We start from the raw sequence: 15,105 nt of genomic DNA on the forward strand, positions 1-15,105 counted from the left end.
GCATTGACCTGATGCACATCTCCGCTTTGTGCCAGAAGTGAACTGACAGCAAGGTACAGATTGCAGGTCTCTGGCGCATCGTGCTGAACAAGGCCCGGCAGCCTTTTATGAATTGATCAGAGGCGACGTGATGGAGATGAAGATGAAAAGCTCGGGGTTTCGGGCGCAGGTTTTTGAGAGAGCAATCTCATAAAAAACCTGATGAAACAGCAGAATGCGATCAAGTATTTTGCCGCTGCACGGTTTCTGTGTTTAAAATGATAGAAATCTATCATTCCAGGCGGCGCAATGAAAAAAATATCTATGTCAGCTGTGGCCAGAGCGGCGGGTGTCGGCGTCGCTACGGTTGATCGTGTGTTAAACAACAGAGCCTCGGTCAGGCAGGAAACCCGGGATCGGGTTCTGCGTGCTGCTGACGCGCTCGGCTACCGGGAAGACCTCCGCAAGGTGATGACCCATGAAGCCGCGGCGGTCAAAAGTGCTGTGCGCACCGGCTTCATTCTTCTTCCCAATGATTATTCTTTTTATCAGGTGCTTTCGGACGAAATCAGTCGCTGTGCACAGGGAAAACTGACAACGGAACCGGTGTTTCTGTGGGCGGATATTCATGATATTGAGAAAGTAGTATCCTCTCTTGAGTCACTGGCAAAACGCGTTGATATTATTGGCGTTGTTGCGCTCGATCATCCTCTTATACGGCATACCATTAAGCAGCTTTCCGCTTCAGGCGTGCAAATTTTCACGTTGTTTTCCGATCTGTCTCCCTGCGGCCAGGCTGGCTATATAGGGCTGGATAACCTTAAAGCAGGGCGCACGGCGGGATGGTTTACCGAACGCATGGCTGAAAAAGACAGTGTGATTGGCGTTCTGCTTGGTGACCACCGTTTTAACTGTCAGGAAAGCTGTGAAATAAGCTTCCGTTCGTATCTGCGTGAAAACAGAAAAGATGTCGTGGTTCTGGAGCCTTTACAGACGCTCGAAAGTATCAATGGGGGCTATTCAGCTGCCTCTCAGCTGCTAAAAAATAATCCCATGATTACGATGATCTATGCGCCATGCGGTGGCATTGAGGGCGTAATTAAGGCCATCGTCGAGAGTAAGCGGCAGGATATAAAAATGCTCTGTCATGGCCCGTTTATCGGTGATGAGATGGCGCTCATCGAAGCCCATGTCGAAATCATGCTACGTCACCGTATCGATGCAGTGGCTGAAAAGATCGTCTCACTTTTTATCAGCAGGCATCAGGAAATCGATCGCAATCCTGTCTACGTGACACTGCCTTTCGATCTCATCACCCCGGAAAATATCTAAATCCCCTGGCCATCAGGCAAAGGCTTGTGCTGTCTGGATTTGATTTAAAACTATCAAAATAATGATATAAAAAAATCATGATCGCTATCAAATAACTCACTCCGAATGATTGCCGGTAATAAAAAACCGGCGCAATACTGCGCGCAGTGAGTCAGGCGCTTGCGTCTGGCCTGTCTGTGTTCATCAGTGTTGCCGCATCAGGAGAAAAATCATGACCATGTCCATCGCAACTGCGCCCTGTAGCTGGGGCGTGGACGATCCGAAGAATCCCTTTCTTCCCCCCTGGCAGAATGTCCTCAAAGAGGCCCGGCTTGCAGGTTACAAAAGCCTGGAACTGGGGCCGTGGGGATATTTGCCAGTCCAGCCAGATGCGCTGAAATCGGCGCTTGACGGGTTTCAGCTGACCGTCGTGGCGGGCACCCTTTTCGACGATTTGGTGAGTGAAGAGAACTTCCCGGCAATGATCGCGCTGACTCACAAAATCTGTCACAACCTGAGCGCCCTTTACCAAAAAGGCGAGTCTGTCGGTCAGGATAAACCTGCACCTTATCTTGTGATTATTGACTTCGGTGATCCTGAACGTGCCGCCACCGCCGGCCAGTCAGAAAAAGCCCCACGGCTTAAGGATAGTGACTGGCAGAGAATGATCAGACACATCACTGTTTTGAGTGAGATTGCCTGGAAAGAATATGGTGTCAGGCCGGTCATTCATCCCCATGCGGGTGGTTGCATTGAGTTTGCCGATGAGCTGGAAAAGCTGGTTCAGGATATTCCCCATACAGTAGCCGGGTTGTGCCTGGATACCGGCCATCTGTATTACGCGGGCATGGACCCGGTTGCTGCGCTGGATCGTTACTGGGACCGCATTGATTATCTTCACTTCAAGGACGTCAACGAGGTTGTCTGGCGTCGTGCCATCAACGAAGGCCTGGATTTTTTCACCGCCTGTGCGCAGGGCGTTATGTGCCCACTTGGCCGCGGTGCCATCGACTATCCACAAGTCCACGCCTTTCTGCGCCAGCGGCATTATCAGGGCTGGATAACCATTGAACAGGAAAGGGACCCGCGTGATGCGGATACCAGCCTGCGAGACGTCACGGCAAGTCTGCAGTATCTGCATTCAGTCGGTTTCTGAGGAGAAAATCATGATTAACGGTATTAAACCGCTCGAAAAATCACTGCGTTGGGGCATGGTAGGCGGTGGCGGAACCAGCCAAATCGGTTACATCCACCGCTCATCGGCGCTACGCGATAACACCTTCACTTTGGTTGCCGGGGCCTTTGATATTGATGCTGCACGGGGACGCGCGTTTGGTGAAGCACTGGGCCTTAGCCCGGACCGGTGCTATGCCGACTATCAAACCCTGTTTGCATCAGAAGCAAAACGCGATGATGGTATTCAGGCCGTCTCGATCGCCACACCGAACAACACCCACTTTGCCGTCTGCTGCGCAGCCCTTGAGGCCGGTCTGCATGTGATCTGTGAGAAGCCGCTGTGTTTTACGGTCGAAGAGGCGGAGCATCTGTCGACACTGAGCCGGGAGAAAAAGAAGATCGTCGGCGTGACTTATGGTTATACCGGTCATCAGCTTATCCATCAGGCCAGGGAAATGATTGCGGAGGGATTACTGGGTGACATCCGCATTATCAACATGCAGTTTGCACACGGTTTTCACAACGAATCGGTTGAACAGAATAACGCCAGTACCAGTTGGCGCGTGAACCCACGCTTTGTCGGGCCCAGTTACGTTTTGGGTGACCTTGCGACCCATCCATTATGTATCGCTGAAACCATGGCACCTGCCATGAAAATCAGGCGGCTGCTTTGCTCACGCCAGAGTTTTGTGAAAAGCCGTGCTCCTCTTGAAGACAACGCGTTTGTTCTGATGGAATACGAGAATGGTGCGGTAGGAAGTCTGTGGGCCTCGGCCGTTAACTGCGGCTCAATGCATGGACAGAAAGTCCGAATCGTCGGTTCCAGAGCCAGTATTGAGTGGTGGGATGAGCAGCCGAACCAGCTCCGCTTCGAAATTCAGGGTGAGCCGGTACGCATTCTGGAGAGAGGCATGGACTATCTTCATCCAGTTGCCCGTGAAGATGACCGCATAGGCGGGGGACATCCGGAAGGACTTTTCGAAGCATGGTCGAATCTCTACAGACGTTTTGCGCTGGCGATGGATGCCACCGATCGCGGTGACGATGCCTTCCTGAACAATTACTGGTATCCCGATGTGCATGCGGGCCTGGCGGGCGTCAGATGGGTGGAAAACTGTGTACGTTCAGCCGACGCCGGTTCGGTGTGGGTAGAGTGCTGAAATCTCTGCCATAAAAAGTCTGGACTCACTCTGTTTAACAGGGCTGAAAAAGCCGTAGATTGGGTGAGTTCACTGACTTTCGCGGCCTGAAAACCGACCTCAGGCGAGGTCGCAAGGACTACACTTCAGGGCGACCTGGTAAAATGAGCATGGCTCGCATGTTGCGCATGCTGGACAGTGATCAGGCTACTGTCTGTCTGGTGCCAGAAGCAGACAGTAGCCTTTGCTGGTGATTTTGATAGCTGATGCCCGGCTTTAAAAGAGGCTATCCTCTCGGAGGAACGGCCTACAGCTGCTGGAGAGACTTGATGATTGCCTCATTCATCTCGTATACCGCCTGTTCGCGCCGGCGATAGTAGGTCCATTTTCCCACCTTACTGGCCTCAAGCAGACCGGCATCATGCAGCGCTTTCAGACACAAGGATGTCGCGGGCTGTGAGAGGCCCGCCTTGTCCTGAATGAGACTGGCACAGACACCGTACTGATCGAAGGGATAGAGCTGAGCATAGTCAGCAAAGGCTTCGTCAGGGTTTTTAAGCCATTTGAGCACCGCAACCCGCGTAGGATTGGCCAGTAATTTAATGGCATTTTCGGGTGTCATGCCGTCTTCGAACCTCAAGCAGGATAAAAAGGATAGTCAGTATAGCCTTTCTCGCTTCCGCCATACAGCGAGCCAGCATCCACCTCGTTCAGCGGATAGCCCATTTTAAAACGTGTCGGTAAATCCGGGTTAGCGATAAACGTACGTCCGAAACCAAACAGGTCGCCCCATCCCTTTTCCAGCATGCGTTCGGCTTTTTCCTTGGTGTAACGCCCAGAATACATAATGGGTGAACGGAAGGTTTCGCGCAGCGCAATACGAAAACGTTCTGGCAGTTCCGGGCTGTTGTCCCAGTCCGCTTCGGCGATAGACAGATAGCCTGTTTCGAGCGCGTTCAGCATCTCGGCAGCACGAAGGTAAGTGGCATGGGGATCGCTTTCAACCAGCCCCAGATAAACGCGCTCTTCCTCTGTGCTTGAGAACAGCGGCGCGAAACGTACCCCGACACGGTGACTGCCAAACACTGAACTCACCGCCTCGACGATTTCGCGCAGGAAGCGCAGGCGGTTGTCCAGCGAACCACCATATTCATCGGTGCGGAAGTTGGTGTGTTCAGAAATAAACTGATTGATCAGATAACCGTTGGCCGCATGCAGTTCGACACCGTCGAAACCGGCTTTTTTGGCATTCTCCGCCGCCGTACGGTACATCGCCACAATCTCTTTCACTTCAGAGGTCGTCAACGCGCGCGGCAGGCTGGGGTCCGTCAGCACACCGGCACCAGGCCCGGTTTCGATAAATACCCGTACGCCGCTGGCGGCAACAGCTGAAGGGGCAACAGGCGGCTGTTTCCCGGGCTGCAGTTCATTGTGCGAGACGCGTCCCACGTGCCAGAGCTGGCAAAAGAGGGTTCCGCCCTCGGCATGAACGGCATCGGTGACGTTTCGCCATCCGGCGATTTGTGCTTCGCTGTGGATGCCCGGCGTCCAGGCATAACCCTGTCCGCGAGGCTCAATTTGTGTCCCTTCGGTCACCATAAAACCGGCACTGGCACGCTGGCGATAGTAGTCCACCATCATCGTACCGGGGACGTTGCCCGGCTGCTCGCTGCGGCAACGGGTCAGGGGAGGGAGCGCAATGCGGTTACGTAATGTGAGATCACCCAGCGTCAGGGGCGCGAAAAGAGACGTCATAACAACTATCCTGTGAGAAGAAACAAAGGTGGGCATTATATTTATACATTTAAATTTGTAAATGTGTAATTTGTGCGGTTGTACCGCATGGCCCATGACGTCGCTGTCGACACGTTTTACCGCGACCACTATGCCTTTGCGCAAGGCGGGGAGGTTTCCATCAAAACGCATCTGCTTACGCCGACAGTTTCATCTGTTTCATGGTGGCAGCCTGTGTCGGCAACTGAATACAGGCTGACGTCCAGGTGAAAGCGTTGCAGGGAGGCAAAGGGATGCATAAGGCAGGCATTCATAATCACGTAACGCCCATCCTCTGTTTGCCGCCGGAAAACAGCAGATATCCGCTGTTGGCTTATAGCTGGCATCATTGTTCAGCCTGCACGCAGCGCGTTCTGGGCCAGACGCGGAGGTTGTCAATGCTGTGATGTGTTCAGCATCGGGTTTGCTTTTGAGCGGTGCAAGCCCTCAGTTATTCCGGGCTGATTTTCTTTTCAGGTAATACTCCGCTGCCAGATAACCCGTTACCGCAACAAAGGTGATTCCCCCACCCAGGAGTGTATTGTTGGTCGGTAATTCACTGAAGAATATCCAGACCCACAAAGGCCCCAGGAGGATATCTGTTTGTGCAATCAGGCTGGCCTCCGCGGGGTTAACATATCGGCTTCCTGCCATGAACAGCAGATAGCTCATACTTTGCGTCGCCAGCGCAAAAGCGAACAACCATAAGATGTCATGCAAACCGGGAAGGGGAAGGTCTTGTGGCATCATCGCAAAACAGAAGACACCACAGAGGGCACATGCGAGAGCCGTAACAGCCGGCAGGTTCATCTCTGGCCACTTTCCTGACATCACTATGCTGGCGGCAAACCCGGCCGTCATCACCAGAGCCAGTGTGTTACCCGCCATATCGCCTTTCCCTGAGGCAGAGGCTGCCATAACAATCACCCCTGTGAGGCTCACTGCTGCGGAAATAAGCGCACGTTTTGTAATTTCCTTCTTCTGTATCAGCCAGCCCAGCCCCAGCGCAAAAAAGGGAATTGTTGCATAAACGGTCATCACGCCTGCGACGCTGGTGAGTTTCAGCGCTGCGACATAGCAAAACATGGAAATCGCCATAACAGTGGCGGTTATCAGGCCTTTTAAGCCCACATCATGACGGAATGAAAAGCGGCGCAGATAGCCGCTCCCCATGAGCAGAAGAACCAGCGACAGAAAAGCAAACAGCGAGCGCCATGCAACCATCGCCCACGTGTTCATATCGAGCATCCTCACGAAGAAGCCTGCGGAGCTCCACATGATGGCCGAAAGAAACACCATAATCAGTCCCAACGTGTGTCTGCTGGCGGTCTTTATCGGTGGCATCGTTTATCCTTATCCCTTATAGTCTGACAAAATAAGTAGAACGGTCTAATTATTATGGCAAAGAATGATACGCGCAAACGTCTTTTGAGTGCCGGTATACGGGTTTTCATGAGAGAAGGGTACGAAGGGGGAGGGATAACAACGATTCTGAGTGAGGCAGGTATGCCTAAAGGATCGTTTTATAATCTCTTTCCGAGTAAGGAAGAGTTTGCCTGCGCCGCACTTGACGCTTATATCGAGACGTTTGACGCACTCCGGGCAGAGACGTTACTGAACCGCTCCCTGCATCCCCGCCTGCGTCTCATCAGCTGGCTAAACGGGCACAGCCTGTATATTGAGCGTGAACCTGAAGTCGCGGGCTGTCTGGCAGGGATTATTGGACAGACGGGGGCCGTACACAGTGAAAAGATTCGGCAAAAGCTGCGGGCAATTTTTGCCTGTTGGGAGCGCGATCTGATTACCGTGTTTAATGATGCCCAGACGCTTTCGCCAGGGATGACGCCGGAAAGCGCGGCAAAGCTGGTTATTCACAGTTACGAAGGGATTATGATACGTATTCGCATAGAGGGGAGCACTTGTCCTTATGATTTTTTGACACAAGTGCTACCAGGCATTCTTTTTTCAGAGCCCGACGCCGGTGCCGACCTGACCGCCGACCCTCCGCGCTAAAAGAGCAGCAATCTGCTGTTAATATCATCACCGCAATGGGTTCATCGCGGATACAGATTCTCAGATGTTCGCCTGGTGCCAGAAGCGGAGGCAGCTTACATCGTGCTATGGTGGTTTATGTGGAGAAGTTCAGCGAAAGCAATGCCTTCAGGTAAAAGGAGTGTCAGATGAATTTAGAAACTGCGCGTTTAAGGCTTGAACCCTATGATGACTCACACTACGAAGGCTTAAGGGTAATGGAAAACGATGCCAGCGTGATGCGGTATATCAGCAAAGGTATTGTTAAAACACCAGAAGAGACGTGGGAAAATATCAGGCGAGTTCAGGCCCGATGGCAGAAATATGGATTTTCGTGGTGGGCTATCAAAGAGAAGGCGTCCGGTGCCATTGTTGGAGCAGCATGCCTCCAGTACCTGGCAAACGTTGAAGGTGCACCCTTAGAGATTGGCTGGCGGCTTGTCCCGGAACACAATGGCAAAGGCTATGCAACAGAAGCGGCTAAAGCGATTATTGATTTCGCAGCAGAGCAGATGGGCGCAACATATTTAGTGGCTGTTGCTGACCCTGAAAATGCGCCCTCTCAGCGAGTGATGCAGCGATTAGGCATGACGTACAAAGCAACAGAACAGCATTATGATGTGCCCTGCGTCGTTTATGAACTTAGCATTCAGCGCGATCCGTCGTAATGGGGATGTGAACATCATGTCCGCTTTGTGCCAGAAGCGGACATGATTAGCAATTTAATCGTTCAAGCCCGTCCGCCTGATTTAACAGCCTTGACACTGACGCTGACATTCAGTCTTTTCGCTTCCATAGTTATCATTTTTTGAGCAAGAGCCATGTCCCCACCATGCACCCGGTCTATCAATGTTTGTACGATTGTCATCATTAGAAATAGCTGATTGGCAGGATAAAAATCTGCCATATTTATACCGTGATCTGATAGTTGCTGGTGCGCGGCTTTCTCTGTTTTTTCAACTATGTTAGCCACTTCCTCAGTCATTTTATCTATATGGTTGAAGACAACACGATTGATAATGTCAATTTGTTCAGGAGTGAAGGTCTTTTCCATCCGGACTCACCTTTCAATGCTGTAAGTATCCTAGAGGATATCATATCTTGACCAGACGCGACTGAATGACCGGATGCGTGATTTTGCCTTGTCTTTACTGGTCAGGGTTAACGGCCTTTTTCGCAAAGATTAGTAAGGGATAATTATTTAAGTTCAGCACTATGTCCGATTTTCGCTCATAGCGGACCTTCAGCTCAGTCAGCCTGTCCGCTTTGTGCCAGGAGCGGACATTGCATTGATCAGTTTATTTTCAAAATATCATCCAAACCTCAGTGCGACGAAACAAATGTCGATGTTTGCTGCAAAGAGGGAAACGCGAAGTTACGCTGCATACGTTTTACTTCCTCTGCCGGCGGCAGGCCAAACAGCCGTTTAAACTCACGATTAAACTGCGGTGGGCTTTCGTAGCCAACAGCGTAGCTTGCGGCAGCAGCAGTAAGCTTCTTGCGGACCATCAGCATTCGCGCCTGGTGCAGGCGGACCGATTTTACATACTGCATCGGAGGCATGCTGGTTATCGCTTTAAAATGGTGATGAAATGTCGGCACGCTCATGCCGGTTTCCTTCGCCAGTTCGGTGAGCGTTACAGGCTCAGCATATGTGGCATGAATGCGCCGTAACGCTTTCCCAATTTTGCCGAACTGCCCCTGCAAGGCCAGCGCCGCGCGCATTGCATTGCCCTGCGCGCCGGTTAACACACGGAAATAGAGTTCACGCATCCTCGCTGGCCCCAGAATTGCAGCTTCAGTCGGATTGTCCAGAACCTCAAGCACGCGCCATACCGCTGTTTTTATCGTGTCATCCATCGGGCTTGATATCATGCTCTCAGGCGCGGCGGAAGGGGGCAGAGCGCCATACTGTTCGATCTGTAGCATCAGTTCAGCGGCCAGTTGAAAATCAAGATGAATATAGACGGCCAGCAACGGATGCTCTGCTGATGCGTCAGTCTCCATTGTAAAAGGCACGGGCACTGAGACGGCAAGGTAGTGCTGTTCATCATACAAATAGGTCTTTTTGCCGAAGTAACCGCGTTTACTGCCCTGAAAGACAAAAACAATTCCGGGATCATACAGCACTGGCGTTCTTGCAAGCGGTCGGTTGGCGCGCAAAATTCTCACGTCGGGCAATGCAGTAAGGTTATATCCCTCCTGAATTGCCAGTGTTTTCACCCGTGTAATCATGTCGGACATTATAGAGCCTCATAAAATCAGGCAATAAAACCATAAGATTTGGCCTGAAAATCCATCAGTACAGACAATATCATGCAGCTTTTACTGCATGGGAATTAATTATGACATCTGCAAAAACGATTTTTATCACTGGTGTGAGTAGCGGCTTCGGTCTTGCCCTGGCGAAGGAAGCTCTGCTTGCGGGCCATCGGGTTATCGGCACTTTACGCAACTGTGAATCCATTGATGCTTTTGAAGCGCTTGATGCGCAGCGGGCATTCGGCCGTCTGCTTGACGTGACTGACACTGAACGTGTCGATGAGGTGGTCAGAGAAATACTGGAAACTGTCGGTCCTGTTGATGTTCTGGTCAACAATGCCGGTTACGGCCATGAAGGTATTTTGGAAGAATCCTCTCTTGAAGACATGCGTCGCCAGTTTGACGTGAATGTGTTTGGCGCAGTAGCGATGACAAAAGCAGTACTGCCGGTCATGCGAGAGCGACGCAGCGGGCACATCATCAATATCACGTCGATGGGCGGTTTCATCACCCTGCCCGGTATCAGCTATTACTGCGGCAGCAAATTTGCGCTGGAAGGCATATCAGAAACCTTAAGCAAGGAACTGGCCGCGTTTAACGTAAAAGTCACCGCTGTCGCACCCGGCTCGTTTCGCACCGACTGGGCAGGTCGCTCAATGTCACGCAGTGCTCGAACCATCACAGACTATGACGCGTTCTTTGACCCCATTCGCAAGGCGCGTCAGGAAAAAAGCGGAAATCAACCCGGTGATCCCGTAAAAGCGGCGCAGGCCATCCTGACATTGATTGAAAGTCAGAACCCACCCACACACCTGTTGTTAGGCAGTGATGCTCTGAGTCTGGTGCGGCAAAAGCTCACTGATTTTTCTAGGGAAATAGAAAAATGGGAAAAATTAACGCTTTCGACTGATGGCTAACCCGTCTCTGACCGCGGGAATTGACTGGACAATCTGGTATGGCCGCTCAGACAGTCGGCCATTTTACTTAAGGATGATGCTAGTACTTATGTATGGTCCGCTTTTCGCTCATAGCGGACCTCCAGCTCAGTCAGCATGTCCGCTTTGTGCCAGAAGCGGACATGACTAACAACACGTTATTTTCATCAATTAATTGCAGCCAATTCACTATCAATGTTTATGTATCAGCCTGGTCAGCATCTCGCAGAAGGCCTCGCTTGCTGGATTAACGCGGTGTTTATTCAGGCGTAGCAGGCAATCAACCGACGGCAGAGGCATCCATGTCTCAAGTTCATGCGCATTACAAATTGTTTTCTCAACGCTGTATTGATTGAGAATTCCTACCCCCAGACCCGAGGTTATCGCCGCAAGCATACCAGCCACTGAAGGACACTCCAGCATCACAGTAAATGGAATTTTTGCCTGCCGAAGTTTCTCCTCAGCCAGGTTTCGGTAATAGCAATCCGGTCCCCAGGTAATAAGCTTCAGGCGCTTATCCGATTCATGCCGCCAGGCAGGCGTTGCGTACCAGTTTAATTTTTCACTCCACAATACCTTATCTTCCGTCGATGCCGTGCCCGTGAAATCCTGATGTAAAATGATCTCCAGACCGCCTTCAGCAAAATGCTGACGCAGGAGATGACTTTGCTCCACCACCAGTTGTATATCCACCTCTGGGTGGTGATGAGTGAAGGTTGAAATCACCTCGCATATTTCAGTCATTGAGATGTGTTCAGTAACCCCTATTCGCAGCTTGCCACGTAGCGACGAAGGCGAAAAATAGGCCACGGCGAGATCGTGTTCAGTGAGTATTTTTTCCGCATGTTGCAGCAGAACGCTGCCCTTTTCTGTCGCAACGGCTTTTCCGGCGATGCGCGTAAGTAGCTGGCATTTAAGTTGATCCTCAAGCCGTCTGAGCTTCCAGCTTACAGCGGACTGGCTCAGGTTGAGAAGTAATGCGGCCTTACTCATGTTGCCCGTTTGCAGCACGGTCCGGAACACTCTGAGTGAGTCAACGGAGAGTCGTTTATTCATTTTTATATGACAAAAGTGGGTTTACAGCGGGAAAGAATGTCACTGGTGTCATATGCAGTCAACGGATAGCCTGACTGAAACAAACACAACGGAAAAAGCTGATGTCCGCTAATAACGCATTAATGAATGACCACGTTCTGATCCAGGGTTGTCGCATTGCGACCGGGGTCCATGGTTCAGGAACACCTCTGGTGCTGGTTCATGGCACGCCCGCACACTCAGTGATCTGGCAGTCACTGGTGCCGGTATTTGTCGATGCGGGTTTTCATGTTCATCTGTATGACCTGCCTGGGTTTGGCGCATCAGAGCGCCCTTTGACGGCTGATACCTCGGTTGCCGCTCAAGTCGGTTTTCTGCTGAAACTGCTTGAACACTGGCAGCTCAAAGAAACACATCTTTTTGGACACGATATCGGCGGGGCCATTTCACTCAGACTGGCGTTCGATAACCCATCCCTTTTGAAGACGCTTACGATTGCCGATATTCCCAGCTACGACTCCTGGCCTTCACCCACATGGAAAGATATGCGGGATAACTATGCGGATTATGCGCTGATCCCCGCCACTGAGCATTACCGCGCGATGTCTCGCCAGTTAAAGATGGCTGTTTTCAATAAGCATCTGATGACAGAGCAGCGGCTGGAAAGTTATCTCGCACCGCTTTGTGGTGTGGTAGGGCAACCTTCGTTTTACCAGCATCAGGTTGCGCACTATAATGCCTGTTACACCAGTGACTTTGCAGAAAAATTGCCGCAACTCCGGCTGCCTGTGCAGGTTTTATGGGGCGCCGAAGATGAATGGCAACCCGTTGAGTATGGAAGGCGTTTGCAGCGCGACATCGTCTCTTCCTCGCTTCATATCTATGAACAGGCCGGACACTTTTTAATGGAAGATGCTCCCTTGCCTGTCGCCGCACAGTTAATTGATTTTGTTAATCAACATAATATGAGGTAGAGCCATGATCCTGATCGGAATGCTGGATTCACCCTATGTCAGACGGGTTGCTATTTACATGAAAGTATTGGGTATTCAATTCGAGCATCGACCGCTTTCGGTATTCGGCGATTTTGATGTCTTAACGAAAATTAATCCGGCTGTCAAAGTTCCAACGCTTATCACAGATGATAATCAGGTGCTGATCGACTCCACACTAATCATTCATTACCTTGAGAGATATTGCGGTCATTCGCCTGCACCCACAGCAAAGTCCGGAGTGGAAGAACTCCGGGATCTGCATCTTACCGGCTTCGCCCTGGCAGCCTGCGAAAAAGCGGTGCAGATTGTGTACGAACAGCGTCTCAGGCCGGAAGAAAAACAGTATCAGCCCTGGTTGAATCGGGTAACTCAACAACTTCATGGTGCATGGCAGACGCTGGAGAACGAGCTGCGAGAAAGTCATCCTGACATACTGTCCGTGGCCGGTATCAGCATCGCAGTGGCCTGGAGTTTTACAGAATTGATGTTGCCAGATACCCTCAGCCGTGAGCTGTATCCGGAAGTAACCGGGTTTACATTGCTGGCCGAACAGCGCCCGGAATTTTTGGCAACACCTTTGAGTTAAAGAGTGCGGGTGGCGTCTCATTGATGCAGTATCTGTATAAGGGAAACACTTACTGCATTAAAATCAATCCGTTGTAAAAGGCTACTCTGTAGACGCCAGTTAAATATCTATAGAAAAGACGCACAACCCTTAATAACTGAATCGCCATGGCTTCTATAGACCTGTAAAAGGACATTATCGTGGCTATACGCAGGGAACAGTTATCTTTCGCTTCTCGCTCAAAGCGAACCGTTCCCCTTCTAAAGTCCGCCTCGTGCTGCGAGTTCAACGGGTCGATGCAACGCTATCCTTAATCAAGCGGGACGTTGCTGCTTACTCGAAAGAATATTTTTATGAAGCCGTAGTTCCGGTTTATTTAGCAGAATTTATTTAATTGATTATTGATACATAGTGGTGTTCTGAGTAGGACGTTATATAAGTCAATGTCCGTTTCTCATATAAAGCGGACATTATCTCAATAATCAGATTTTTTAAGTTTTTACAGAGGCAGAATGTCTGTCCATGCAAATGATCCATACCAGGCCGCCAAGAAGTGAGAAAGCGATACCGATATAAATAGCTGTATCTGGATTCTCTGCGAGGGTTTTTATATCACCAAGGAGACCACCAAAGATGGCGACGCCCAGCGCAGAACCAGCTTGCCGGCTGGCATTGAGTACACCGGCAGCAAGTCCCGATTGTTCTTTGACAACAGCATTCATGACCGCTGCTGTAGCGACTGGCGTAATGATGCCGGCAGCAAGGCTGAGAAGCGGAAAGCAAAGCGCGATCTGCCAGTAGTATGCATTTTCATTTAGTATCATGAGTCCTGCGAATCCTGCAGCGTAGAGCCCATAACATCCGGCTATCAGCCTAAAAGGGCCGAACAGGCTATTGAGCTTTCCGGCACTAAAGCTGCCTAATGTAACCATCAGGGTTAGTGGAAGAAAAGCAAGACCTACATTTAGTGATGGCCAGACTTTTCCAGCGTCAGAGGTGAAAGTCATTGCAGAAGTTAAGCATGTGGTTTCAGCTGGGTGTGGCGCGTTACGCTTTCAGGAAGGGAGGCGGCCCTGGTGAAATGAACAGGCCTATATTTGCCTGGAATTCAAAGAGCGTAAACTAAGAGCAAATTGTTGCATCGCCAGTAAAAGAAGCTTTTAAGGTCCAGATTCTGCAATTCACTAAATACCTGTCATTTACGCGTTGTCATCATAGATGAGCATAAAATAAGCTATAAGATCTGTTTTTAACGCTGACAGGAAATACGGATGAAGAAAATTTTTGTGCTGCTGTTTGGACTGACCATCATGATCCCATTGAGTGCCGACGCGGACAGCACGTATGTTTTCTTCCGTCATGGGGAGAAACCCGATAACACCAGTGGGCAACTGACCTGCAAAGGACTGAACCGCGCCCTGAAGCTTCCTGCTGTGTTGCTTAGCCGCTATGGAAACCCGGATGCGCTTTATGCTTCTGCACCTAAAGAGGATAAAACAGGAAGTTCACTGCGCCCACTTTCCACCATTATTCCCCTGGCGGTCCAGATTTCGAAGCCTGTGATACTTCGTTTTCACGCTGACAAACCGGGTAAACTGGTCTCTGACCTGCTTTCAGAAAAACAGGTTCCGCTGACATTTATCGCCTGGGAACATAAAAATTTGGTCACGGCAGCCCGAACGCTGGTTGAAAAAACGGGAGGTGATGCCGGGCAGATCCCTGACTGGCCCTCGGCAGATTTTGATTCACTGTATGTTGTGAAAATTGACGACCAGCAGCATTTCAAATCGTTTTCTCACGAGACTGAGGGGCTGAATGGCGTCTCAACGGAATGCCCTGACAGCGCTCATCATTGACTGACTTAGCGGCTCTGCATGTAAGGTAAATGCAGAGCCAGCGCCCAG

16 protein-coding genes are annotated in these 15,105 nt (G+C 50.7%); 9 read left to right on the forward strand and 7 right to left on the reverse strand.

Annotated elements, in window-relative coordinates; translation table 11 throughout:
- The first annotated feature begins 288 nt into the window (after window positions 1-288).
- The 3 genes from A6A26_RS13785 to A6A26_RS13795 all read left to right on the forward strand — a co-directional run bounded on the left by A6A26_RS13785 (window position 289) and on the right by A6A26_RS13795 (window position 3,626).
- Window positions 289-1,311: a LacI family DNA-binding transcriptional regulator gene (locus A6A26_RS13785; protein ID WP_063879256.1), complete on the forward strand. Its 1,023-nt coding sequence runs from the start codon at window positions 289-291 to the stop codon at window positions 1,309-1,311.
- Between the two features lie 211 nt (window positions 1,312-1,522).
- Window positions 1,523-2,446, forward strand: a complete 924-nt coding sequence (locus A6A26_RS13790; protein WP_063879257.1) for a TIM barrel protein — start codon at window positions 1,523-1,525, stop codon at window positions 2,444-2,446.
- A 10-nt stretch (window positions 2,447-2,456) separates the two neighbouring features.
- Entirely contained in the window at window positions 2,457-3,626 is a 1,170-nt protein-coding gene (locus A6A26_RS13795) for a Gfo/Idh/MocA family protein (RefSeq protein ID WP_063879258.1), read from the forward strand.
- Between the two features lie 286 nt (window positions 3,627-3,912).
- On the opposite strand, the gene A6A26_RS13800 is transcribed toward A6A26_RS13795, so the two are convergent.
- The 3 genes from A6A26_RS13800 to A6A26_RS13810 all read right to left on the reverse strand — a co-directional run bounded on the left by A6A26_RS13800 (window position 3,913) and on the right by A6A26_RS13810 (window position 6,722).
- Window positions 3,913-4,227: an ArsR/SmtB family transcription factor gene (locus tag A6A26_RS13800; RefSeq protein ID WP_063879259.1), complete on the reverse strand. Its 315-nt coding sequence runs from the start codon at window positions 4,225-4,227 to the stop codon at window positions 3,913-3,915.
- Between the two features lie 14 nt (window positions 4,228-4,241).
- Window positions 4,242-5,360, reverse strand: coding sequence for an alkene reductase (locus A6A26_RS13805; protein ID WP_063879260.1), 1,119 nt, complete (start codon window positions 5,358-5,360; stop codon window positions 4,242-4,244).
- A 465-nt stretch (window positions 5,361-5,825) separates the two neighbouring features.
- The gene (locus tag A6A26_RS13810) at window positions 5,826-6,722 is read right to left on the reverse strand and encodes a DMT family transporter (protein ID WP_063879261.1); all 897 of its coding nucleotides are present in this window, start codon (window positions 6,720-6,722) and stop codon (window positions 5,826-5,828) included.
- A gap of 54 nt (window positions 6,723-6,776) precedes the next feature.
- Here A6A26_RS13810 and A6A26_RS13815 point away from each other — a divergent pair, with 54 nt between their 5' ends.
- Window positions 6,777-7,391 carry a TetR/AcrR family transcriptional regulator gene (locus A6A26_RS13815; RefSeq protein WP_063879262.1) on the forward strand — a complete coding sequence of 205 codons (615 nt, stop codon included), beginning with the start codon at window positions 6,777-6,779 and terminating at the stop codon, window positions 7,389-7,391.
- 167 nt (window positions 7,392-7,558) lie between these two features.
- Window positions 7,559-8,077: a GNAT family N-acetyltransferase gene (locus A6A26_RS13820; RefSeq protein ID WP_063879263.1), complete on the forward strand. Its 519-nt coding sequence runs from the start codon at window positions 7,559-7,561 to the stop codon at window positions 8,075-8,077.
- Between the two features lie 62 nt (window positions 8,078-8,139).
- Here A6A26_RS13820 and A6A26_RS13825 read toward each other — a convergent pair whose 3' ends face one another.
- Together A6A26_RS13825 and A6A26_RS13830 are read right to left on the reverse strand one after the other, a co-directional pair.
- Window positions 8,140-8,463 carry a hypothetical protein gene (locus A6A26_RS13825; RefSeq protein WP_063879264.1) on the reverse strand — a complete coding sequence of 108 codons (324 nt, stop codon included), beginning with the start codon at window positions 8,461-8,463 and terminating at the stop codon, window positions 8,140-8,142.
- 269 nt (window positions 8,464-8,732) lie between these two features.
- Window positions 8,733-9,653: an AraC family transcriptional regulator gene (locus tag A6A26_RS13830; protein ID WP_063879265.1), complete on the reverse strand. Its 921-nt coding sequence runs from the start codon at window positions 9,651-9,653 to the stop codon at window positions 8,733-8,735.
- A 101-nt stretch (window positions 9,654-9,754) separates the two neighbouring features.
- Between A6A26_RS13830 and A6A26_RS13835 the strand changes: the two genes are divergently transcribed.
- Window positions 9,755-10,588, forward strand: coding sequence for an oxidoreductase (locus A6A26_RS13835; protein ID WP_063879266.1), 834 nt, complete (start codon window positions 9,755-9,757; stop codon window positions 10,586-10,588).
- Window positions 10,589-10,798: 210 nt separating this feature from the next.
- On the opposite strand, the gene A6A26_RS13840 is transcribed toward A6A26_RS13835, so the two are convergent.
- On the reverse strand, window positions 10,799-11,662 hold the full coding sequence (locus A6A26_RS13840) for a LysR family transcriptional regulator (protein ID WP_063879267.1): 864 nt from the start codon (window positions 11,660-11,662) through the stop codon (window positions 10,799-10,801).
- Window positions 11,663-11,763: 101 nt separating this feature from the next.
- On the opposite strand from A6A26_RS13840, the gene A6A26_RS13845 reads away from it, so the two are divergent.
- Window positions 11,764-12,615 carry an alpha/beta fold hydrolase gene (locus A6A26_RS13845; RefSeq protein WP_172823894.1) on the forward strand — a complete coding sequence of 284 codons (852 nt, stop codon included), beginning with the start codon at window positions 11,764-11,766 and terminating at the stop codon, window positions 12,613-12,615.
- 4 nt (window positions 12,616-12,619) lie between these two features.
- Window positions 12,620-13,222 (forward strand): glutathione S-transferase, encoded by a 603-nt coding sequence (locus A6A26_RS13850; protein ID WP_063879269.1) that lies wholly within the window; start codon window positions 12,620-12,622, stop codon window positions 13,220-13,222.
- Between the two features lie 470 nt (window positions 13,223-13,692).
- Here the strand turns inward: A6A26_RS13850 and A6A26_RS13855 are convergent, their stop codons facing one another.
- Window positions 13,693-14,208, reverse strand: a complete 516-nt coding sequence (locus tag A6A26_RS13855) for an MFS transporter (RefSeq protein WP_063879270.1) — start codon at window positions 14,206-14,208, stop codon at window positions 13,693-13,695.
- 264 nt (window positions 14,209-14,472) lie between these two features.
- On the opposite strand from A6A26_RS13855, the gene A6A26_RS13860 reads away from it, so the two are divergent.
- Entirely contained in the window at window positions 14,473-15,057 is a 585-nt protein-coding gene (locus tag A6A26_RS13860; protein WP_063879271.1) for a histidine phosphatase family protein, read from the forward strand.
- Window positions 15,058-15,105 lie beyond the last annotated feature (48 nt).

It is taken from the genome of Pantoea sp. OXWO6B1, from assembly GCF_001641135.1.
Classification (GTDB): Bacteria; Pseudomonadota; Gammaproteobacteria; order Enterobacterales; family Enterobacteriaceae; genus Pantoea; species Pantoea allii.

What these genes read in the sequence shown, in the direction of transcription:
- A6A26_RS13785 (WP_063879256.1), top strand. Translation starts at nt 289, where the DNA reads ATGAAAAAAATATCTATGTCAGCTGTGGCCAGAGCGGCGGGTGTCGGC.
- A6A26_RS13790 (WP_063879257.1), top strand. Translation starts at nt 1,523, where the DNA reads ATGACCATGTCCATCGCAACTGCGCCCTGTAGCTGGGGCGTGGACGAT.
- A6A26_RS13795 (WP_063879258.1), top strand. Translation starts at nt 2,457, where the DNA reads ATGATTAACGGTATTAAACCGCTCGAAAAATCACTGCGTTGGGGCATG.
- A6A26_RS13800 (WP_063879259.1), bottom strand. Translation starts at nt 4,227, where the DNA reads ATGACACCCGAAAATGCCATTAAATTACTGGCCAATCCTACGCGGGTT.
- A6A26_RS13805 (WP_063879260.1), bottom strand. Translation starts at nt 5,360, where the DNA reads ATGACGTCTCTTTTCGCGCCCCTGACGCTGGGTGATCTCACATTACGT.
- A6A26_RS13810 (WP_063879261.1), bottom strand. Translation starts at nt 6,722, where the DNA reads ATGCCACCGATAAAGACCGCCAGCAGACACACGTTGGGACTGATTATG.
- A6A26_RS13815 (WP_063879262.1), top strand. Translation starts at nt 6,777, where the DNA reads ATGGCAAAGAATGATACGCGCAAACGTCTTTTGAGTGCCGGTATACGG.
- A6A26_RS13820 (WP_063879263.1), top strand. Translation starts at nt 7,559, where the DNA reads ATGAATTTAGAAACTGCGCGTTTAAGGCTTGAACCCTATGATGACTCA.
- A6A26_RS13825 (WP_063879264.1), bottom strand. Translation starts at nt 8,463, where the DNA reads ATGGAAAAGACCTTCACTCCTGAACAAATTGACATTATCAATCGTGTT.
- A6A26_RS13830 (WP_063879265.1), bottom strand. Translation starts at nt 9,653, where the DNA reads ATGTCCGACATGATTACACGGGTGAAAACACTGGCAATTCAGGAGGGA.
- A6A26_RS13835 (WP_063879266.1), top strand. Translation starts at nt 9,755, where the DNA reads ATGACATCTGCAAAAACGATTTTTATCACTGGTGTGAGTAGCGGCTTC.
- A6A26_RS13840 (WP_063879267.1), bottom strand. Translation starts at nt 11,662, where the DNA reads ATGAATAAACGACTCTCCGTTGACTCACTCAGAGTGTTCCGGACCGTG.
- A6A26_RS13845 (WP_172823894.1), top strand. Translation starts at nt 11,764, where the DNA reads ATGTCCGCTAATAACGCATTAATGAATGACCACGTTCTGATCCAGGGT.
- A6A26_RS13850 (WP_063879269.1), top strand. Translation starts at nt 12,620, where the DNA reads ATGATCCTGATCGGAATGCTGGATTCACCCTATGTCAGACGGGTTGCT.
- A6A26_RS13855 (WP_063879270.1), bottom strand. Translation starts at nt 14,208, where the DNA reads ATGACTTTCACCTCTGACGCTGGAAAAGTCTGGCCATCACTAAATGTA.
- A6A26_RS13860 (WP_063879271.1), top strand. Translation starts at nt 14,473, where the DNA reads ATGAAGAAAATTTTTGTGCTGCTGTTTGGACTGACCATCATGATCCCA.